10 protein-coding genes are annotated in these 23,114 nt (G+C 41.7%); all 10 read left to right on the top strand.

Annotated elements, in window-relative coordinates; translation table 11 throughout:
* Window positions 1-262 precede the first annotated feature (262 nt).
* The 10 genes from ACZZZK_RS04620 (at window position 263) to ACZZZK_RS04575 (ending at window position 23,107) form a co-directional block, all read left to right on the top strand.
* The gene (locus ACZZZK_RS04620) at window positions 263-3,430 is read left to right on the top strand and encodes a SusC/RagA family TonB-linked outer membrane protein (protein ID WP_463483110.1); all 3,168 of its coding nucleotides are present in this window, start codon (window positions 263-265) and stop codon (window positions 3,428-3,430) included.
* Between the two features lie 11 nt (window positions 3,431-3,441).
* On the top strand, window positions 3,442-5,337 hold the full coding sequence (locus ACZZZK_RS04615) for a RagB/SusD family nutrient uptake outer membrane protein (protein ID WP_463483109.1): 1,896 nt from the start codon (window positions 3,442-3,444) through the stop codon (window positions 5,335-5,337).
* Between the two features lie 16 nt (window positions 5,338-5,353).
* Complete coding sequence (locus ACZZZK_RS04610) at window positions 5,354-8,221, top strand: SusC/RagA family TonB-linked outer membrane protein (protein WP_463483108.1); 2,868 nt, start codon at window positions 5,354-5,356, stop codon at window positions 8,219-8,221.
* Window positions 8,222-8,241: 20 nt separating this feature from the next.
* The gene (locus ACZZZK_RS04605; RefSeq protein WP_463483107.1) at window positions 8,242-10,014 is read left to right on the top strand and encodes a RagB/SusD family nutrient uptake outer membrane protein; all 1,773 of its coding nucleotides are present in this window, start codon (window positions 8,242-8,244) and stop codon (window positions 10,012-10,014) included.
* Window positions 10,015-10,041: 27 nt separating this feature from the next.
* The gene (locus ACZZZK_RS04600) at window positions 10,042-11,073 is read left to right on the top strand and encodes a DUF5627 domain-containing protein (protein WP_463483106.1); all 1,032 of its coding nucleotides are present in this window, start codon (window positions 10,042-10,044) and stop codon (window positions 11,071-11,073) included.
* Window positions 11,074-11,556: 483 nt separating this feature from the next.
* Window positions 11,557-14,646 carry a SusC/RagA family TonB-linked outer membrane protein gene (locus ACZZZK_RS04595; protein WP_463483105.1) on the top strand — a complete coding sequence of 1,030 codons (3,090 nt, stop codon included), beginning with the start codon at window positions 11,557-11,559 and terminating at the stop codon, window positions 14,644-14,646.
* Between the two features lie 9 nt (window positions 14,647-14,655).
* Window positions 14,656-16,590 carry a RagB/SusD family nutrient uptake outer membrane protein gene (locus ACZZZK_RS04590; protein WP_463483104.1) on the top strand — a complete coding sequence of 645 codons (1,935 nt, stop codon included), beginning with the start codon at window positions 14,656-14,658 and terminating at the stop codon, window positions 16,588-16,590.
* A 133-nt stretch (window positions 16,591-16,723) separates the two neighbouring features.
* Window positions 16,724-18,085 carry a glycoside hydrolase family 43 protein gene (locus tag ACZZZK_RS04585; protein ID WP_463483103.1) on the top strand — a complete coding sequence of 454 codons (1,362 nt, stop codon included), beginning with the start codon at window positions 16,724-16,726 and terminating at the stop codon, window positions 18,083-18,085.
* 67 nt (window positions 18,086-18,152) lie between these two features.
* Complete coding sequence (locus ACZZZK_RS04580; protein ID WP_463483102.1) at window positions 18,153-20,189, top strand: NPCBM/NEW2 domain-containing protein; 2,037 nt, start codon at window positions 18,153-18,155, stop codon at window positions 20,187-20,189.
* 56 nt (window positions 20,190-20,245) lie between these two features.
* The gene (locus tag ACZZZK_RS04575; RefSeq protein WP_463483101.1) at window positions 20,246-23,107 is read left to right on the top strand and encodes a glycosyl hydrolase 115 family protein; all 2,862 of its coding nucleotides are present in this window, start codon (window positions 20,246-20,248) and stop codon (window positions 23,105-23,107) included.
* Window positions 23,108-23,114 lie beyond the last annotated feature (7 nt).

Raw genomic sequence — 23,114 nt, 5'->3', positions numbered from 1 at the left:
CAGTAGACGTAGAATTCTTAACTCATGATCATGATGCCTATCGTAATCAGTTACAAACAACTAAACCAGAAGATATCAAATAAAATCAAAATGAGACCAGCAACTTAAATGGGGCAACTGCGTTTCGCAGGCATCCAAGTAACATCCACTAACCAAATACTAACCAATGTACGATGAAGAAATTCAACCTAAAGGGCATAGAATATGAGCCTTCTATGCATAACCGAACGAATCAAATTCTACATGCGATAAACAAAACTATATGATGGACAAATACACGAATCAAAGTGGTAATGCCCAAACATTAGATAAAAAAATTAGCGCATTACTATTAAAAATTACATTTATTATCTGCTCTTGTTTGCTGCTTACAAATACATCTGTAGCGCAGCAGAAAAGAGTGTTAAGAGGTACAGTTGTAGATGAGCAGAACGACCCGCTTGTTGGCGTAACTGTTTCCCTTAAAGGAACCAACTCCAGGGTAAGTACCAATAGGGATGGTAAGTTTTCAATCGAAATCCCTACTGATAAAACAACACTGTTATTCAACTATGTTGGGATGAGTCAAAAAGAGATTACCCTTACCGATAAGAACGACATCGTAGTATCTATGAGTAACGACAATAAAGTGCTGAATGAAGTGATTGTTGTGGGGTACGGACAACAGAAAAAAGCCAGCGTGGTAGGTGCCATTACCCAAACTACTGGTAAAGTACTGGAGCGTACCGGAGGCGTAACGAACTTAGGGATGGCCTTAACCGGGAATCTTCCAGGTGTGGTCACCACAGCCTCTTCAGGCCTGCCAGGTGGAGAAGATCCTCAAATTCTTATCCGTGGGCAAAGCTCCTGGAATAACAGTTCGCCATTGATTTTAATTGATGGTATTGAACGTTCCATCAGCTCTATAGACATTTCATCTGTAGAAAGTGTTTCAGTACTTAAAGATGCTTCTGCAACTGCGGTATATGGAGTTAGGGGTGCGAATGGTGTAATCCTGGTAACCACTAAACAAGGAGTAGAAGGCAGGGCACAGGTGCAGGTTAGATCAAACTTAACTGCAAAAGTACCATCGAGATTACCTGAAAAATACGATTCATACGACGCTTTGATGATCAAAAACAGAATTATTGAGCGTGAATCTATCGTTGATCCCAATGCCTGGTCGGGTTATACGCCCATGCAAATGATTGAGAAATACCGGAATCCATTAGATCCTGGTGAATGGGACAGATATCCAAATGTAGATTGGGAGGCAGAGTTATTTAAAGATAAGGCCATGTCTTACAATACATCGGCAAATGTTTCGGGTGGTTCCAAATTCGTTACCTATTTCGCTGGGGTTGACCTTACCCGCGAAGGAGATTTATTCAAAACCTTTCCCAATCAACGCGGATACGAATCAAATTTCGGTTATAACCGAACAAACGTGAGGAGTAATCTCGATTTCAATCTAACTAAAACCACTAAATTTTCAACTAAGTTATTCGGATCGAATGGTGTAAGACAATTGCCTTACGATATAGCAGATGGCGATCAGGCTTTCTGGTCTTCTGCCTACCGAACAGCGCCAGATTCTTTCAGGCCGATTTATTCTGATGGTACTTATGGCTTTTTCCCAACCGCCACTCAGGATCAGCCAAATGCGGCCTTCTGGCTTGCTTACTCTGGCGTAGAAAAACGAACCACTACACAGCTGACAACCGATTTTATTCTTCAGCAAAAACTGGATATGCTAACCAAAGGCCTGAGTTTGCGTGGTAGCCTTTCCCTTGATAATACTTTTCTGGAAAGAAGACGCGGAATAAACGATCAGTTTAATTCAGCACAAAGGAAATATGTTAATCCACTTACCGGCATCGTTTCTTTTGAGCAACAAAGAAATACAGGAACGCAGTTCGATTTTACTGATGCGATTCAATGGTCTGTTGCTACAGGAGAGGTAGATAGGGGCGCAACTTACAGGAATATGAACTACCAGTTCCAGGTTAATTACGATCGTACATTTGGTGCTCATTCGGTAACGGCAATGGGTTTACTACAACGTCAGCGTTTAGCCAGAGGCGGTGCATTCCCAACATTCAGAGAAGATTGGGTGTTTCGTACCACCTATAATTACAAATCTAAATATCTGTTTGAGGCCAATGGCGCCTATAATGGTTCCGAGCAGTTCGGTCCAGATTACCGTTTTGCATTCTTCCCATCAGTTTCTGCCGGCTGGGCAATCAGCAATGAGGAGTTTATGAAATCTATTAAGTTTCTTGACTTGTTAAAAGTAAGAGCATCCTGGGGAAGAATTGGTGATGATGCCCTGGGTGGCCCAAGATGGCCTTTCCGCGATTCTTATCAATACGGCAACAATACGCCAATGGGCAGTCCTGCTGTAGCAACTCCCTATACCATTTATCGTATAGCAACCATGGGCAATCCAAACCTTTCTTGGGAAACTGTAGAAAAACAAAATTTGGGGATTGAATACAGCTTTTTCAAGGGTGACATTTCCGGAAACATTGATATTTTCAGAGACAACAGAAAAGACATTATGATTGGTGGAGGTTCGCGGGCAATTCCATCTTATTATGGATTTGGAGGCAGCGCACCTAGGGCAAATCTTGGTGAGGTAAGCAGCAAAGGTTACGAAATAGAATTGCGCCTAACCCATTCGTTTGGAAAAGGAATCCGGGCATGGGCAAATTTTGCCTTAACACATGCCACCAACTTAACAAAATTCAGAGATGACCCAGAATTAACGCCCGATTACCAGAAACAGGCAGGTTATGCCATCGGACAAACCCGTTCTTACCTGGATAATGGTTTTATCTCCAATTGGGATGACTTATATGGTAGCACGGTAAGGTTGTCTAATAATCAAAATAAATTACCAGGTGATTATAACATCATCGATTTTAATGGTGACGGTATAATTGATGATAAGGACCGGGCGCCATACGGTTACACGGGTAATCCACAGAATACCTACAACGCCAGTATCGGTTTCGAGTGGAAACGATTTAATCTTTTCGTACAATTCTATGCCGTAAATAACGTAACCAGAGAAATAGAATTTCCAAATTATCAAGGCAAAAGTAATGTGGTATTTGTGGAGCGTCCTTTCTGGTACCTTCAAGATGGAGGAGGCGAAGTTCCACCACCACGTTGGAGCGTTCTTGATGCATTTGGTGGTAGCGGAACCCGCTATTATTACGATGCATCCTACATCCGCCTAAAAAATGCTGAACTCGGTTACACGCTTTCCGGCAATTCCGTAAGCAAGCTTGGTGTAAAATCTTGCCGCTTTTTTGTAAACGGCAATAACCTCTTTCTTTGGACAAATATGCCTGATGATAGAGAATCGAACTTCAGCGGCGCTTCCGGAGGCGGGGCATATCCAACCGTCAAACGTTTCAATTTTGGCATTGATATCACTTTATAAACGATTTAAAGATGAAAAATCTCTTAAAAAATATTTTGTTCCCCGCCTTTATTTTAGTCGGAACATTAACATTAAGTTCTTGTAAAAAATATCTGGAAAGATCGCCTCTGGCCGATATTCAGGAAGCTGATCCATATAAAAACTTCAGGAATTTTCAGGGCTTTACAGAAGAACTTTATAACTGTATCCCTTTATTAAGCGTAGTCGAAGCACATAATAGTTTCAATCTTGGCGAAGAAGAATTTTGGGAGCTAGGTGAAACCCGTTTGCTATCCTATCACATCGATCAGGGAAACTATATGGCTTGGACGAATACCTTCTACAATTTTTTAGGTACGGGAGGCGATCCGGCCAACGGAATTAATAATGATCCAAACAGATCCAAAGGAAAACTTTGGGGCCTTTCATGGTATGCCATCAGGAAAGCAAACGTTGGATTGGCAAACCTGGATAAATTAACAGATGCCACTCAGGAAGAAAAAGACCTGATTGCTGGGCAGCTTTATTTCTTTCGTGGTTACTTCCATCAGGTGTTAATGGAATACTGGGGCGGCCTGCCTTACATTGATCAGGTTTTACCAAGTGATGAAGTAATAAAAATTCCAAGACTAAGTTACCAGGCCACTGCAAATAAAGTAGCCGCAGATTTAAAACGGGCTGCAGATTTGTTGCCGGTAGATTGGGATCAAACATTGGTTGGTAAGCAAACAGCCGGAAACAATAATACCAGAATCAATAAGATTATGGCGCTTTGTTTTATGGGGAAAAACTATTTATGGGCTGGCAGTCCGTTAATGAACAGAGAATCGACAGGAAGCAGTACTTACAACGCCGAATTTTGTAAAAAATCTGCAGATGTTTTTGCTGAAGCTTTAAGACTGATAGAGAGCACAAATCGTTACGAACTGGCACCATTTTCACAATACCGTGATCTGTTTTACACTTTCAATCAGAACGGAAAAATTCCAGGCTTGAAGGAATCTATCTTTCTTGAAAATTTAGCTAACGCTGGAGGCCGCTGGAGGTGGAATCAGGTAAATGATTACCGTCCACTGGTTATTCACCAAACCGGTATTAAAGTTTATCCAACAGCAAACTATGCAGATTACTATGGAATGGCCAATGGCTTACCCATCGTTGATCCCGAAAAGAAAGATGACAATAACGGTTACGATCCGGAATATCCTTGGAAAAACAGAGATCCAAGATTCTACAATGACATTATGATTGATGGAGAGAAATGCGTGCTTACTGCTCAAAGCGTAGGTAACAATGAATTCCGTCAATATGCCAGTCTTTTCACCAACGGACTTTTTAGAACCGCGGATGGCAATAAAAAGGTGTGGACAGGTTATCTGAACTCCAAATTTGTTTCCAAATTGATGAATGAATTCGACGGATACCGGGAGAACAACACCTTTGTACTCAGTTTAATGCGCCTTGCAGACGTTTATTTATTATATGCTGAAGCAGCGGCAAATGGTTATGGAACGCCTCAAAGTACTGCATCAGGTTATTCACTTTCTGCAGTGCAGGCGGTAAATAAAATTCGCACCAGGGCCGGCGTAGCTGATGTTTCGAACAGGTTTTTAGCTTCAACAACTGATTTCATGAGCGAATTAAGAAGAGAACGTGCTGTAGAATTGGCCTTTGAAGGACATCGATTCAACGATTTAAGAAGATGGTTGCTGCTTACAGAGCGCCCATATACCTTAAAAAAGGCAGTTGAGTTTGACCGGGCAACTCCAAACGCCCAGGTTTACGCAGATCCAAAAAACGCAAGGGTTAGAAATTTCAGGGAAACTGTATTGTTTGAAAGACAACTTGGCCAACGCCATTATTGGCTTCCTTTCCGTGTGGAAGATGTAAACATGTATAGTGAATTCAAGCAGAATCCAGGTTGGTAATTTTAAGCGAGAAAAAATGAATATAAAATATATAAATGCTTGTTGCTTTTTGCTCCTGATTTACTTTATGAGTATCCAGGGTGCTGATGCACAAGAGAAGAAAGACAGTCTGGTAAACGTTGCATTTGACAGGGTATCTCCGAGAAATCTGCTCGGCGGAGTTTCTGTGGTAGATGTTTCCGATATCTTAAATAAAAGTTATAGCACCAACAGCCTTGATAATTTGCAGAGTTTCGTAGGCGGATACACTGGTAATGTTTGGGGGCAGGCGCCACTCATATTAGTAGATGGTATTCCACGCCGGTCAACTGATGTACGCTTAGTAGAGGTAGAATCCATTACGGTATTAAAAGCGGCCAGTGCGGTAGTGTTATATGGCAGCCGTGGTTCCAAAGGCGTTATTTTGATTACTACAAAACGTGGCAGTGAAAGCCCGTTAACAATTAAGGTAAGGGCAAATACGGGCGTTTTCGTTCCGAAAAATTATCCAAATTACCTTAAAGCTGCAGATTACATGAGCCTGTATAATGAAGCATTAACTAACGATGGTATTGCTACCTCGGGTGCCGGATATACCCAACAGGATATTGAAAATACGCGATCTGGTGTAAACCCTTATCGCTATCCAGATGTAGATTTTTTTAGTTCAGATTATTTAAGAAAAGCCTACACCCGTTCTGATGTAACCACTGAGGTATCCGGTGGAAATAATTTCGCCCGTTACTACACCAACATTGGCCTTTCTTACAACAATAGTTTGGTTAAGTATGGCGAACAGAATAACAACAGCGATTTAGCATTTAACGTAAGAGGTAACGTAGATATGAACATTACCAAATGGTTAACGGCCTCGGCAGATGCTGTGGCCATAACGACCAATAACTACGCAGGCAGAGGGAATTTTTGGGGTTCGAGTGCTACAATTGCACCAAATTTCAATAGGTTTTCACCATTGATACCGATTGATATGCTCGATCCTACCAATGCTTCGCTACAAACAATCGTCAAAAACAGCAATCACATCATCGATGGTAAATTTTTGTTGGGTGGGCAAAGCACCAACCCTACAAACGTATTTTCGGATATGCTTGCTGCGGGTTACATTCGAACCAAATCAAGTACCTTTCTTTATAACCTGAACCTGAAAGCTGATTTAGGTTCAATTGTAGAAGGTTTAAGCTTCAAAACCGGAACCAGCATGGATTATTCTTCCATTTATTCTGAAGCTTATCTTTTGCCTTATGCTACATACAGGCCAACATGGTCAACCGTTAACGGTAAAGATGTAATTACTGCACTGGAAAAATTTGGGGAGGATAAAAACTCAACAAATGAATTTGTGGGTAGATCTACCTATACACAAACGATGTCTTTCAAATCGCAATTTAGCTACGACAGGACTTTTGCAAATGACCACAATGTTACGGCAAATGTGTTGGGCTGGTGGTATAAAACACAATTCTCCAGCGATATTGATAACGAGGGTGGAAGTGATTACCAACCTGTTTTAAATACTAATCTTGGCTTTCAGGCAGCCTATAACTTCAGGAGTAAATATTATGTGGATTTTTCTGCCGCATTGGTACATTCTGCTAAGCTGCCACCAGGTAAAAGAAACGGGCTATCGCCAGCAGTTACAGTAGGCTGGAGAATTTCTAACGAAAATTTCTTCAAAGATAACTTGCCTTTTGTTGATAACCTAAAACTTTCAGCATCCTACGCATCAATCAAACAAGATCTTGATATTACTGGCTACCGGGCAAATAATGTTAATGAACCGGCCGATTATTACCTTTATCAGGGATATTACAGCAACAATGCAACTCTTGGAGGGTATTACCAATGGAGAGATAATGTTGCAGGCGGCAGAACAACTTTATCAGGGCAAGCCGACAATCCTGATTTAACATTTGTAAAAAGAAATGAATTCCGTTTAAGTTTAGAGGGTGCATTATTTAAAAACCTGCTAACTTTCGATTTCAATTATTTCAATCAAAAAACTGATGGATTACTTGCTCGTGGATTAACGCTTTACCCTTCTTATTTTTCTGGTTCAGGCGATTTTCGTCCATGGATCAATTTTAACCAGGATAAACGCAACGGGTTAGATTTCTCTTTAAACCTAAACAGACAAATTGGGCAGGTATTTTATTCTTTGGGCGTGTCTGGTATGTTTTACAACAGTCAGGCCGTGCAACGGGATGAAATTATTGATCAACGTTATTTAGCCAGAGCTGGCAGGCCGCTCGATGCTAATTATGGATATGTAAGTGAAGGCCTTTTCCAAAACCAGGCAGAAATTGATGCACATGCAAAACAAACATTTGGCACTGTTAAACCTGGCGATATCAAGTATCGCGATTTGAACAGCGATGGCTTAATTGATAGCAGAGATCAGCAGGATTTGGGGCATACAGGTTTTGCAGCATCACCTTTCAGCTACGGCGTTAACCTTACTTTGAAATACAAACGATTCACTTTATTCGCATTAGGATCTGGGGTAAGAGGAGCAGTGGGCTTTAAAAACAGTTCATATTACTGGGTAGGCGGTGCAGGTAAATATTCGGAGGTGGTTTTAGACCGTTGGACGGAGCAAACCAAGGCAACTGCCAGCTATCCTCGGTTAACGACCAATAGCAATAACAATTTCCGCAATTCTACCTTCTGGATGTACAAAAACAATCGCTTCGATTTAAACAGGGTACAGCTTACTTATGACTTTAACGAAAAGATTTTTAACAACTCTTTTGTGCATGGTTTGAGCTTATACGTTCAGGGCGATAATTTGTTAGTGGTATCGGCCGAGCGTGAACTTATGGAAACCAATATCGGAACAGCTCCGCAAACCAGGTTTTTTAACTTCGGCGCCAGGGTATCTTTTTAATGATCTAAAACTATAATAATATGAAAATCAATATATTCATCCTCGGATTTGCAGTGTTAGCTTTAACAAGCTGCAAAAAGATTCTGGATCCGGAACCAGAAAATCTGAAGACCATTGATCAGATGTATACAGATGCGAATTTCGCACAGGGCGTTTTGATCAATGCATACCGCACCATTCCTGCATATTATGATAACTCAGAATATGCAACAGATGATGCGGTAACCAATCAATTAACCAACGGCTACCTTCAGGCTGCTACAGGATCATGGACTTCAACCAACAATCCGGCATCAGTATGGAACCAATCTTATGAGGCAATCCAATACCTGAATCTGTTTTTAGAAAATTCGCCAAAAGTAAAGTGGGCTTCAGATGTTGAAAGCTCCAGGCTTTTTAACCTTCGCATGAGAGGGGAAGCTTTTGGCCTTCGTGGGTTGTATTTATATTTCCTGCTCCGTAATCATGGTGGGGTTTCAACGAACGGGCAATTAATGGGGGTGCCAATTGTAACTGCCTACCAAACGCCTAAAACGGATTTTAATATCCCACGGGCTTCTTTTGATGCTTGCGTAAAACAGGTTTATAAGGATTTAGATAGTGCAGAAGCTTATCTTCCGTTAGAATATAATGATGTTTCTGCCGCAAGCCAGATACCAGACCGTTTTAAAAATTTTACCGGCAATGTAGAAACCTATAACCGTGTAATGGGTCAATATGCCCGGCTGTTATTTAATGGTTTAATTGCCAGATCTTTTAGGGCAAGAACGGCACTCCTGGCTTCCAGCCCGGCCTTTCAAAACAGTGCAAATACCACAACATGGGCAGATGCGGCTGAATTTGCCGGAAGGGTAATTGACTATAAAGGTGGCGTAAATGCACTTCCGGCAAACGGAGGTACTTATTATGCCAATACCGCAGAGGTTGACGGTTTAGGAGGAGGGACGAATCCATCTGAAATTATCTGGCGGGAAAATATCGTAACCAGCGATGGAACGCAGGAAGGGCAGCACTTTCCACCATCATTATTCGGAACCGGATTTATGAACCCAACACAAAACCTTGTAGAGGCGTTTCCAATGGCAAACGGTTATCCTATAAATCACCCGAACGCAAATTTTAATGCCAATGCGCCCTATACTTCCAGAGACCCAAGATTTGCCAAGTATATTATTTACGATGGCGCAACAGCAGGCGTTAATAACGCGGTAATCAGAACAGGAAGTGCTTCAGGAACAGATAACGGGATCAATGTTCGTTCAACTTCCACCAGAACCGGTTATTATATGAAAAAGCGTTTGAGAATGGATGTAAACCGTAATCCGATTGCAATAAGCGGCAAAACGCATTATAACCCACGTATTCGTTATACAGAGCTATATCTGGATTATGCAGAGGCCGCAAATGAGGCATGGGGCCCGACAGGAACGGGAACCCGGGCTTATTCTTCGTATGATATTATTAAAGCCATCCGCAGAAGAGCATTCGGATTTGCCAGCGATCCCTATCTGGAAGAATGCAAAGGTGATGTAGCGAAAATGCGTGATTTGATTAAAAATGAACGCCGCCTGGAATTATCTTTCGAAGGATTTCGGTTCTGGGACCTCAGACGTTGGAAGACAGATCTGGCAAAGCTGAATGAAACCGCAAAAGGTCTTGATGTAAACGGTGCTGTATACACGCCGTTCAACGCCGAAACAAGAGCCTTTCAGCAATATATGATTTACGGACCGATTCCAAATTCAGAAGTTTTGAAATATAATCAACTGATGCAAAACCAGGGCTGGAAATAATTGATACCTATTTAAATGATTCAAAGAATGAAAATCAGCAATATTATTATATTAATGGCATTGGCAGTGGGTACGTTTACCTCCTGCAAAAATGCAGAAAACGAATTTCCGGATTTTAAAACTAAATCGGTCTATTTTGCCAGTCAATATCCGCTCAGAACAATTGTGCTCGGTGAAGACTTACTTGTAGATAATACTATGGATAATAAGAAGATGGTATCTATAAAGGCTACTTTGGGAGGTGGTTACGAAAATAACAAGGATATTCTAATTGATTTTGTACGCGATGAAACCCTGCTTAACGGATTAAAGTTTAACAATGGAGGAGGGCAAATTTTACCACTTCCAGAATCATATTACCGTCTGCTTTCCAATCAGATCAGAATTAATGCAGGAGATGTACTCGGCGGTGTAGATGTTCAGTTAACAGATGCTTTTTTCGCTGATCCTAAATCGTTGAGCAGAAATTATGTCATCCCGCTGGTGCTGACAAAAGTTACCGGAGCAGATTCTATTTTAAAAGGCATCCCAGTGGTAGCCAATCCTTCCAGGGTAAATGCACTGCATTGGGCAACCCGACCAAAAGATTATATCCTTTATGGTGTTAAGTTTGTTAATCCATGGCATGGAAACTACCTGCGCAAAGGCCTCGACCAGATTACCCAGTCAAACGGTACAGTAAGTTCCAATTTGCGCCATACACCATATGTAGAAAATAATGAACTGGTAAGTATGACAACCAGCTCGCTAAAAACAGCAAGCCTGCCGTTAAGTATTAAAAATAGCGCAGGCACAACCGTGCCGTTCACGCTTTTACTCAATTTTGGTGATGATAACTCCTGTACTTTAACCAGTACCACTGCAAATATCGAAGTTGCCGGAAATGGGAAATTTGTATCAAACGGAGAAAAGAATAGTATTGGTGGGAGCAATAGAAGTGCGATATACTTAGACTATACCATAAACTTTAAAAATCTGAATGTGAAATATGCAACTAAGGATACCTTGGTTGTTCGCGACAGGGGGATAAAGGCAGAGTACTTTGATGTAGTGAATTAGATAGCAATTCTTAAATAATCTTTCTGCCCAGCGCCTGTAAAAATCACCGTATTTTACAGGCGCTCGCTATTTTTAGTACAAATTAGACATAACACAATGATGACTGACGTGAAATTATCTTCCATTATCATGTATCGTTCTTATAATTTATGTTATAGATTTCTATAATTTATTTTGGCCAATTTTATGGTAATTTTCAAATGCCATAGCTGCTTTTATGGCGTTTCTTGCTATAATTCAATCGGTTGCACAAACTTTGTGTCTTATCTCTTCATCAGGTAGGCTGATTTGGAATTTTTATCTTTTCGGGTCTTGAACATTTGTTCCCTATTTATATACATTTGAATCTTATCCTGATTCATTCATCAGATAACTTTACTTTCCTGATGTTCGCTGCAATTGATGCAATGAAGAGCAACCTAAGTTGCCAGAACTAATCATCCTTTGGCAAGCATCAGGATTAACCATTATAAACCAAATTTTATGAGAAATGAATTTTTACAATTTTTTGTAAAGCCATGCGGGAGATTTTTTCAAAATTTTCCAAAAGTATCATTGACTACATTTTTTATGATCATCTGCATGGCCGCTCAGGCACAGAAGACAGTTAAAGGCCGGGTGGTTGACGACCAGGGCAAGCCCCTTCCAGGTGTAGGAATCTTGCTAAAAGGCACCTCAACAAGCACCTCCACATCGCCAGCAGGAACCTTTAGTATCGCTGTTCCATCAAACAGTTCTGTATTGGTATTTTCTTATATCGGCTTTACCAGTAAGGAAACTACTGTTGGAAACCAGACTGATATTAACGTTATCTTGCTTCCGAGTGCTGCAGAATTAGAACAGGTTGTAGTCGTTGGCTATGGAACGCAGCGCCGTGAGGCCGTTACCGGTTCAGTAGCCAATATTTCAGGTGATAAGGTTCGTGAGGTTCCGGCGCCAAACATTGCACAGGCCATTCAAGGTCGTATTGCCGGGGTAAATATCAGTCAAACTTCTACAAAACCAGGTGCAACCATGCAGATCCTTATCCGTGGTCAGCGTTCCCTTTCTGCCAGTAACGATCCATTAGTGGTGTTGGATGGTATTCCATTCCCTGGATCAGTTGGAGATATAAACCCCAATGATATTAAGAGTATCGATATTTTAAAGGATGCGTCGGCTACGGCAATCTATGGTTCCAGAGGTGCAAACGGCGTTATCCTGTTAACCACAAATCGTGGTCAGCTAGGTGCTCCGGCAAAAGTTTCCTATAATTCATATACTGGTTTGCAAACGCTGTTTGCCAAGTACCCAATGATGAATGCAGAAGAATTTATTGGCCTCAGAAAAGCAGCTGGATTATTTACGACAAACGGTGTGGATGAATCTAATGACGTGGATACTGACTGGCAGGATTTATTTTACAACAAATCAGCGGTAGTTACAAGTCATGATGTAGGCGTATCTGGTGGGTCTGCCACAGGTAGTTACAGCTTCGGTGGAGGTTATTATAAAAATCAGAGTCTGATTCCAACACAGCAATATACCCGTTATTCGATGAAGGCTTCGCTCGATCAGCAAATTGGAAAGCTTTTACGCATTGGTTTTACTACCAATAATAACTATAATCTCAGCGAAGGTAATCAGGTAGGCGTATATGGAATTTTAAGTAATTCACCAATTGCTAATCCATACAATGCCGATGGAAGTTTGAAAAGAACAATCAGAATGCCTCAGGATGAATCGTGGATCAACACCAATCAATCCACTAAAGATTTGCATGACCAATGGTTGAATGAAACAAGAGGTTTTGCCACTTATAATTCCCTTTACGGTGAGGTGAGCATTCCCTGGATACCAGGATTAAAATACCGTACCAATCTTGGTCTTGACTTTATCCAGAGTAATAATGGTAATTATACTGGTGTTGGTGTTGGTAGTGCAACGGCAACTACCGTATCTACCGCAGGGGTAAGTAATTCTCAAACTTATCACTGGACACTGGAAAACTTACTAACCTACGACCGTACATTTTCAGAAAAGCATAACATCAATGTGGTGGCTTTATATTCAGCCGAACAGAACAAATTCAACTCATCATCAATGTCTGCCCGAGATATTCCTTCGGATGCCTTCCAGTTTTATAATCTTGGCCAGGCAAATGGTGAGATCACGATCGGTAACGGCGATTACAGGTTAAGTGGGTTGATGTCTTATATGGGAAGGGTAATGTATTCTTACGATAACCGCTACCTGATCAGTGCTACCATTAGATCTGATGCTTCTTCTCGTTTGGCTCCAGGTAAAAAATGGAATACTTATCCTGCGGTTTCAGTAGGATGGAATATCATGAATGAACCTTTTATGAAAGAGATTACGGCCATTGATAAGTTAAAAATAAGGGTTGGTTATGGCCAGACATCCAATCAGGCAGTAAATCCATATCAAACATTGGGTTTATTAAATACCCGTCCCTATAATTTTGGCGATTCCTATGCCATTGGATACTATGTTTCTCAGCTGCCGAGTCCTGATTTAGGTTGGGAATATTCGCAAACCTGGAATTATGGGCTGGACTTCTCTCTGCTAAAAAACAGGATCAACGGAACATTTGAATACTATGTAACCAATACTAAAGATATTTTACTTGGAGTGGCTTTACCGGCAACTTCTGGGGTAGGCAGTTATACTGCGAACATTGGCCAAACCCAAAATAAAGGTTGGGAATTAAGTGTAAGCGGTAATATCTTTACCGATAAAGGCGGCTGGTCTTGGGATGTAGGCTTTAATCTATCTGCAAACAGGAACAAACTGGTTGCACTTGCATCCGGACAAACCCGTGATGAGGGCAATGGCTGGTTTGTAGGACATAACATTAACTCCATCTTTGATTACGAAAAAATTGGTCTTTGGCAGGCAGGCGATCCAAATTTGAGTGTGCTGGAACCAGGTGGCAATGTGGGGATGATCAAGGTGAAATATACCGGTGATTTTGATGCAACTGGCAAACCAACCAGACCAATTGGTGCTGCCGACAGGCAGATTATGGATGTAGATCCTAATTTAACAGGTGGTTTCAATACCCGTGTGGCCTATAAAGGGTTTGATTTGAACGTAGTCGGCTTATTCAAGGATGGCGGACTTTTACTTAGCACCTTGTACGGATCTTCAGGTTACCTGAACCTATTAACGGGAAGAAGGAATAACGTAAAAGTGGATTATTGGACACCCCAAAATACAGAAGCGAAATATCCAAAACCAGGTGGTATCGCCAGTGGCGATAACCCTAAGTATGGCAGTACATTGGGCTACTTCGATGCCTCGTTCGTGAAAATACGCACCATTTCACTCGGTTATGATTTTAACCGTGATTTAATTAAAAATTCTAAAGTGAGATTAAGAATGTACGTTACCGTTCAGAATCCTTTTGTCATGTTTTCTCCATATCACAGAGAATCAGGTATGGATCCGGAAACCAATTCATATGGTGATGAGAATGTGGCAGTAAATTCTTACCCAAGAAGAATCTTAACTATAGGTACCAATACACCTTCTACACGTAACTATGTAGCTGGTCTTAATTTAACATTTTAATATACAAGTATGAAACGTATACACTTTTATATCGTATTAGGCGCTTGGCTTGGGATGATCGTTTTCTCGGGCTGCAAAAAAATTCTTGAAGAACAGCCACGTAGCATTTTTACACCGGAATACTTTAAAACAACAGCTGGGGTGAATGGTGGTTTAACCGCAATGTACGCTCACCTGCGTAGAATTTACGGTCAGGCCTACTATTATAATTCAACTATTACAGGTACGGATGAAGCTACATGGGGTAAAGACGCTGATGGAAATTTTAAAGATATGGATTGCTCTGGCGTAGGTTCTATACTATCTACAAGTTATCCAAGCAGTGTTTTATGGACTGAAGCTTTTCCCAGCATAAACACCGCAAGTGGTGTAATTGAAAATGCAAGTTCGGCAGGTATCGCTGCTTCGCTAATCGCTGAAGCCAGGTTTTTCCGTGCTTTTGATTATTTCCTATTGGTTCAGACTTTTGGTGGTGTTCCGCTTGATTTAGGTGCAGGTGAATTAAAATTTAATACTAACCCAGTGAGAACATCCATTCGAAATACAGTGCCAGTTGTATATACAAAAGCTGTATTTCCAGACCTGATCCAGGCGGTTGCTGATTTACCCGCGACTGCACGCGTTACAGGTGGCGTAACCAAAACATTGGCACGCCTCTACCTGGCAAAGGCTTATCTAACCTATGGTTGGTGGCTGCAAAATCCAAACAATATACCAACTTATCCTGCTGCTAACCGTACTGATCCTGATGGTCACGATGCAGCATATTATTTTCAGCAGGCTTATGATGTGGCGACAACAGGAATTGAAAATCCGGGTGCTTACGGGTTGGTAGATACCTACTACGATGTTAATCTGGGCTCAAACGACCGCAATAAAGAAATGTTGCTTTACGCAGATCATACCCAAAATAGTGAACGCTTTAACGATGGTAGTTTAACTTTTGGTAGTGGTGGTGCTCCTGATAATTTTGCAGGATGGATGATGACCTGGAATTACACCAATATTAGAAGTGGTGGAATCAGTTCGGTTCAGCGTGAAGCTGAGCAGCACCTCGGCCGCCCATGGAACCGTATGGCACCAACCATCGAGGTATTTAAAAATACTTTTGCTGATAAAACACTCGATTCCCGTTATGATGGAACATTTACTACTGTATATCGTGGAAATTGGCCAAAAGGTTACAATCCACCTTCGAGTGCTCCAGCATCATTACTCAATGCCAATGGACAATCAATCGTTCCTGGAGATGCGGTATTAACCTTTCTTGATTCAGATAATAGTGCTGTTACCTATCCAAGCGGTACTGGAACAAGTAATGTTGGTGCGGGTACCTTGCCAGGACGTGCAGATTATGTGATTGCACCAGGCGGGATCAGCAGAATTGTTTACCCTGGTTTATGGAAACTGGGCCCTTACCGTACGGATAATGGTACCGGCCTTGGGCAGCCAAATGCCGGAAGTACACGCCCTTTCCCAATTGCAAAATTCTCTGAACTTTACTTCGTTGCTGCAGAAGCTGCTGTAAAAGGCGCTGTCGCAAAAGCGGGTAAAAGTGCCCGTGAACTGATCAATGTAATCAGGGGCCGTGCAGGAAAATGGCGTTGGAACAATAACGGTAATGTAGCTAAAGTGGAAGATAATAGTGCCGCAATGATTGCTGCAACGCCTGCAACCATCGACATTAACTACATTCTGGCTGAACGTTCACGCGAATACTATGCAGAAGGTTACCGTAGATTTGATTTAATCAGAACACAAAAATGGGCTGAACTCTCAACAACTTTTTCCATTTCAGGTATCAACTACGGTGATCATACACCTGTAACGGTAACAAGAACCATCACGCCAAACTTATATCTTCGTCCAATCCCTCAAGGGCAGATCGACGGCATGCAAATGACCGATGAAGAGAAAAAGGCTTATCAAAACCCAGGTTATTAATCCTGAATAAAGCAGATTGTTCTTCGGAAGAATCTGCTTTTAACTTTCTTTTTTTTTGATGCAGCTGATTCGTCAGTAATTCTGCAACACCACCATACTATCCGGTGAGATTGTTGTTAATCGCTTATAATAAATGAAAAAAATATTTTCTAAGCTGGGCTTAGCCATGCTTTTCGGTTTCCCCATCAGCTTATTCGCTCAGAATCCAATCGTGCAAACCAGTTATACAGCAGATCCTGCGCCAATGGTTTACAATGGAAAAATTTACCTCTATACCAGCCATGATGAGGATAATTCTACCTGGTTTGTGATGAACAATTGGAAGCTATATACTACTGAGGATATGGTGAACTGGACTGATCATGGTGCAATTGCCTCTTATCAAACCTTCGATTGGGCAATAGGTGATGCGTGGGCGATTCAGGTTGTTGAAAGAAACGGGAAATTTTACCTATATGCGCCGGTAAAATCGTGTGATAAAAGAAGATCGGCAATAGGCGTTGCCGTCGCAGATAATCCCTATGGCCCATTTTACGATCCATTGGGGAAACCATTATTAAGTGTAAGCGATGGAGATATTGATCCTACTGTTCGGGTTGATCAGGATGGAAAAGCTTATATCTATTGGGGTAATCCTGATTGTCAGTATGCCGAATTAAATGAAGATATGATATCAGTTAAAGGGGAGCCTGTTCGGGTACCCATGACGGAAGCCTCATTCGGCAAAAGACAGGGCGTTGAACGTCGGCCAACCCTTTATGAAGAAGGTCCCTGGCTATACAAGCGAAGTGATTTATACTATCTGTTCTGGGCTGGAGGTCCGTTACCGGAGCATTTGGGCTATTCTACCAGTAAAAGTCCAAAAGGACCATGGAAATACAATGGGACATTAATGGCTGCAGAAGGTAAAAGTTTTACCAACCATCCTGGAATAGTGGATTATAAAAACAAAACTTATCTATTTTATCATAATGGAGCCCTGCCGGGTGGCAATGGCTTTAACCGTTCTGTTGCCGTACAGGAAATGAAATTTGAAAGAGATGGACGAATCTTGCCGGTAAAAATGACGACAGGAATTCAAACAGCCTTACAAAATCTTAATCCTTATCAAAAAGTGGAAGGAGAAACCATTTCCTGGTCGGAAAATATAAAAGCAAGTCAGAATAAAGAGGTAGGTGTATTTATTACAGCAAAGAAAAATCAGGCTTTTACAAAAATTAAGAGTGTGGATTTCGGTGCGGAAGGTGCCCGGAAATTATCGGTCCGGGCCGGTACTACCCACAATTCAAAGGTGGAAATTGAAGTTCGCCTCGATGATCGCTCAGGACCTGTAATTACAACACTAAAAGTGCCATTAACAGGTGGAGATAACCGCTGGGCACTGATTTCTGCAGATGTGGTTAAAACTACCGGCGTTCATGATCTGTATTTCATTTTCAAGGGACAGGTAGAAACTGATCTTGCCTTTCTGGATTATTGGATGTTCAGTAAATAATTCTTTGTTTTATCCCAGCTGGATAAACCAGGCGCTAAATTTTTAAGTACAATAAACTCGACCTAACATGATTAAAATCAAATTATTCTTAATATCCACCTTAATAAGCTTTTGTGCAGCAGGCGCCCTGGCACAACCCGCTTCGGGAAGCCATGTTGTCTGGCTTGATCAACTGGACCTCTCGGTAGCCACTCAGGGATTCGGCGTTCCACAAAAAAACCGTTCTGTGGATGGCAAAACCATCACCATCGCCGGGGAAACCTTTGAGCGGGGTTTTGGAACACATGCAGAAAGTTCGCTTTTGATATTGCCAAAGGGGAACGCAACTGCTTTCAAGACATGGGTAGGCATCGATGATGAGATAAAAGGTCACGAACCGGCCGCAGAATTTTTACTGATGGCCGATGGCAAAAAAATCTGGTCTAGTGGAATCATGCGCTTGGGAGATAAAGCAAAATTGTGCGAAGTTTCGCTCAAAGATGTACAAAAGCTGGAGCTTGTTGTGGCCGATGGCGGAAACGGTAATTATTATGACCATGCTGATTGGGCAAACGCCAGCTTTGAATCATCGGATGCAAAACCATTTGAAACGACAAATCCAATTTCAGGTACGCCGTATATCCTTACGCCCCGGGTATCACCACTTCCTAAAATAAACAGTGCAACAGTTTTCGGGGTTAGGCCCGGTTCACCTTTCCAGTTTGTAATTGCCGCAAGTGGCGAAAGGCCGATACGTTTTTCTGCAGATGGGCTGCCTGCAGATTTGAAAATAAACGCGGAAACAGGATTAATCACTGGTAAACTTAAGTCTAACGGAACATTTCCTGTCACTTTACACGCAGTAAATGCCAAGGGAAAAGCTACAAAAAAACTGAGAATCGAATGTGGGGATAAAATTGCACTCACCCCGCCAATGGGATGGAATAGCTGGAATTGTTTTGCCGATCAGGTTTCAGCAGATAAAATAAAACGGGCCGCTGATGCCATGATCAGCAGCGGACTGGTTAACCACGGATGGACCTATATCAATATAGACGATTTCTGGCAAAATAATAAAGATGCCAAAGACCCATCCATCAGGGGAGAATTAAGAGATGCTTCGGGAAATATCATCGTTAACTCAAGATTTGGAGATATGGGAAGCCTGGCAGATTATGTTCATAACAAAAGCCTGAAAATTGGAATTTACTCCAGTCCTGGTCCCTGGACCTGTGGCAGTTGCACGGGAAGCTATGGGCATGAAAAATTAGATGCGGAAACGTATGCCAAATGGGGTTTCGATTATTTAAAGTACGACTGGTGCAGTTATGGACATGTAATCAATGGTATGCCCAATAATGATCCTTATAAAATTGGAGCCCTTTCTTACAACGGCGGGAATGATCTGGCCACAGCCATCAAGCCATTTAAGGTAATGGGAGATGCGATTAAGGCGCAGCCACGGGATATCGTGTACAGCTTATGCCAGTATGGAATGTCTGATGTGTGGAAATGGGGAAATTCGGTTGGTGGATCATTATGGCGCACCACTAATGATATCACCGATACCTGGACCAGTGTAAAAAATATAGCTTTACAACAAGATAAGGCTGCGGCCTATGCCAAACCCGGAAGCTGGAATGATCCTGATATGCTGGTAGTAGGTACGGTTGGATGGGGAAATCCGCATCCGAGTAAACTCAGACCTGATGAACAGTACCTGCATTTTAGTTTGTGGTGCCTGTTTTCAGCGCCATTGCTTATTGGATGCGACATGGAGAAGCTCGATGATTTTACCATGAACCTGCTCACTAATGATGAAGTAATTGCGATCAATCAAGATCCACTGGGTAATCAGGCAAAATGTGAACTGACCATAGGCGATGTACGCATATATGTGAAAAAATTAGAAGATGGAGGACAAGCTGTCGGATTTTGTAATTTCGGACAAGAGCGGGCCATGATCAACTTCAGCGAGTTAAAAAAACTGGGCGTTAATGGAATGGTGAACGTTCGCGATCTTTGGAGACAAAAAGATATTATAAAAATGAACGCCGCTAAGGATAAACTTGCCCTTAATATTCCGGCACATGGGGTTCTGCTTTATAAGTTTACAAAAAAATAATCCATCGATCATACGCATGTGATCATCAAACTCATTTGAAAAAGAAATTTAAAAATATGAACAGAATAATCCTCTTTATTGCACTACTACTTTTTTTAGGAACGAATGGTTTTGCGGATGGAGCGGACCCATTTATATCTAAAAGCTATTTAACAGGTAGTTTCCCGATTTTCAGTAAAGGGAAAATGGCTACGATTCTAACTGCTGCCAATGACTGGCCTGGGGTAAACCGTGCAGCCAAAGATTTGCAGGTTGATTTAAAAAAAGTAACTGGGGTTGAGCCCCGGTTTACTACAGATCAAACCTCAGGAATGGCCATTATCATCGGCACGATTGGTAAAAGCCACCTGATTGATGCGCTGATCAGAAATAATCAGCTCAATGTGGCGGGTATTGCTGGTAAGTGGGAAAGCACACTCATTCAAGTGGTAAAAAATCCGCTAAAGGGAATAGATTCAGCACTTGTGATTGCAGGTAGCGATAAACGCGGTACCATTTATGGTATTTATGAACTCTCCGGTCAGATTGGCGTTTCACCCTGGTATTATTGGGCTGATGTTCCGGTGAAAACCAGCAATAGTTTGTTTGCGGTTTCGGGCCGGCATGTGATTTCGTCTCCGGCAGTAAAATACAGGGGTATTTTTTTAAATGATGAAGCACCAGCTTTATCGGGCTGGAGCAGAAAAGAGTTTGGCGGTTTTAATAGTAAATTTTACGGAAAAGTTTTCGAACTCATCCTGCGCTTAAAAGGCAATTATCTATGGCCAGCCATGTGGGGAAGTGCTTTTAATGACGATGATAAAATGAACCCTGTCTTGGCAGATGAATATGGAATTGTGATGGGTACTTCTCACCACGAGCCCCTTAGCCGGGCACACGACGAGTGGAAAAGATATAAAGGTGGTAAGTGGAATTATGATCAAAACCCGAAACAACTGAAAGCCTTTTGGAAAAGTGGATTGGAACGGGTGGCCAATAAAGAACAGATTATCACTGTGGGCATGCGTGGAGATGGAGATGAGCCAATGACTGAGGGGACAGCAACCGCTCTTCTGGAAAAGATTGTAAAAGATCAACGTGAAATTATTGCAAAGGTAACCGATAAACCCGCGGCAGAAACGCCTCAGCTTTGGGCATTATATAAAGAGGTGCAAGACTATTATGACAAAGGAATGCGGGTGCCTGATGACATTACGTTACTCCTTTGCGATGATAACTGGGGGAATATCAGGAAACTTCCAAAGCTGGATGAAGCACCTAGAAAAGGTGGTTATGGTATCTATTATCACTTCGATTATGTAGGAGATCCACGGAATTACAAATGGATTAATACCAATCCCATTCAAAAAATATGGGAACAGATGAACCTGGCTTATCAATACCAGGCCAATCAGATCTGGATTGTAAACGTGGGTGATTTGAAGCCAATGGAATTTCCAATTTCTTTTTTCCTGGATTATGCCTGGGCACCGGATGCTATCCCGGCTGAAAAGCTGAAACAATACACCATTAACTGGTCTGAAAAGCAATTCGGTTCGCAATACGCACAAGAAATTGCTGAAATTATGGATTGGTATTCCAAATATAACGGAAGGGTAAAGCCAGAGTTATTGAACGATCGAACCTATAGTCTGATTGATTATAATGAATTCGAAGTTATAGTGGAAGATTACAGAAAGCTGGAACAAAGGGCGAAATTTATCTATGAGCAGATTCCTGCTGACCAGAAAGATGCTTTTTATCAGTTGGTACTTCACCCGGTAGAAGCAAGTGCCAATCTTAATGCACTTTACCTGAGTGTGGCGAAAAACAAATTGTATGCGAAACAAGGCCGTTTAGCAGCCAATGCAATGGCAACACGTGTGGCTGAGTTGTATAAACGTGATCAGGAAATTTCAGACTATTACAATAAAACCCTGGCGGGAGGAAAATGGGATCACATGATGGACCAAACGCATATTGGTTATACCAGCTGGCAGGAGCCCAGACAAAATTCGATTCCAAAAACAACTACAATCGCTCTCGCCGAAAATCAGGATAAAAACCTGATGGGTATTGCAATAGAGGGCAGCGATTCATCATGGAAGAGCAATGAAAAAATAAATCTGGTACTGCCTACTTTCGATTATTACAGCAATACATCTCATTATTTCGAATTGTTCAATGTTGAAAAAACCTTTAAATACCAGGTTAAGGCGCCTGTGTATGTCATAATAAACGAGACAGCAGGAGAGGTGGTCACTGATAAACGGATTTATTTAAGTATCGATTGGAATAAGACTCCGAAAGGCATCACCGAATCAAAAGTAACCGTTAAAGGTAATGGCGGCATAAAGTTTGAAATTCCAATCAGGATTGATCATTCCCGTGCTGTCATTGAACCGTTTGCCGGATTTATTGCTCAAAACGGATACGTATCTATGGAGGCGCCAAATTACAGCCGGGCAGTTAATCAGCGGCCAGTATCCTGGAAAATACTTCCCAATTATGGTAAAACACTTGGAGGAGTGATGCCTGTGCCTGTTACTGCATCCGTTCAAAAAATAGATTCCACTACGGCCCATTTGGAATACGACATTTTTTTAAATCAAACCGGAAATTTTACCCTGAACAGTTTTATTTCGCCTACCATCGATTTTTCCAATACCGATGGGTTGAAATTTGCGGTCTCTGTTGACGATCAGACTCCGGTAATTGTGAATATCAGTTTAGATAATAAGAGTCAGGCTGCCTGGAGAAAATCAGTGGCCAACAGCATCAAAATTTTTAAAACACCTTTGCAGTTTAACAAACCTGGTAAGCATATCATCAAATACTGGATGGTAAGCCCAGGAGTAGTATTACAAAAGTTAGTGCTCGATCTTGGTGGTTTAAAACCAAGCTACCTGGGGCCGCCAGAAACCTTTATAAAAAAATAAAATAATT

The organism is Pedobacter sp. AC163, from assembly GCF_979258665.1.
The sequence above is the reverse complement of the archived record's forward strand: the minus strand, read 5'-3'. Positions and strand labels throughout refer to the sequence as shown.

Bases quoted from the DNA above. Each gene is read 5' to 3' on its own strand.
- ACZZZK_RS04620 (WP_463483110.1), top strand. From the start codon at position 263: ATGATGGACAAATACACGAATCAAAGTGGTAATGCCCAAACATTAGAT.
- ACZZZK_RS04615 (WP_463483109.1), top strand. From the start codon at position 3,442: ATGAAAAATCTCTTAAAAAATATTTTGTTCCCCGCCTTTATTTTAGTC.
- ACZZZK_RS04610 (WP_463483108.1), top strand. From the start codon at position 5,354: ATGAATATAAAATATATAAATGCTTGTTGCTTTTTGCTCCTGATTTAC.
- ACZZZK_RS04605 (WP_463483107.1), top strand. From the start codon at position 8,242: ATGAAAATCAATATATTCATCCTCGGATTTGCAGTGTTAGCTTTAACA.
- ACZZZK_RS04600 (WP_463483106.1), top strand. From the start codon at position 10,042: ATGAAAATCAGCAATATTATTATATTAATGGCATTGGCAGTGGGTACG.
- ACZZZK_RS04595 (WP_463483105.1), top strand. From the start codon at position 11,557: ATGAGAAATGAATTTTTACAATTTTTTGTAAAGCCATGCGGGAGATTT.
- ACZZZK_RS04590 (WP_463483104.1), top strand. From the start codon at position 14,656: ATGAAACGTATACACTTTTATATCGTATTAGGCGCTTGGCTTGGGATG.
- ACZZZK_RS04585 (WP_463483103.1), top strand. From the start codon at position 16,724: ATGAAAAAAATATTTTCTAAGCTGGGCTTAGCCATGCTTTTCGGTTTC.
- ACZZZK_RS04580 (WP_463483102.1), top strand. From the start codon at position 18,153: ATGATTAAAATCAAATTATTCTTAATATCCACCTTAATAAGCTTTTGT.
- ACZZZK_RS04575 (WP_463483101.1), top strand. From the start codon at position 20,246: ATGAACAGAATAATCCTCTTTATTGCACTACTACTTTTTTTAGGAACG.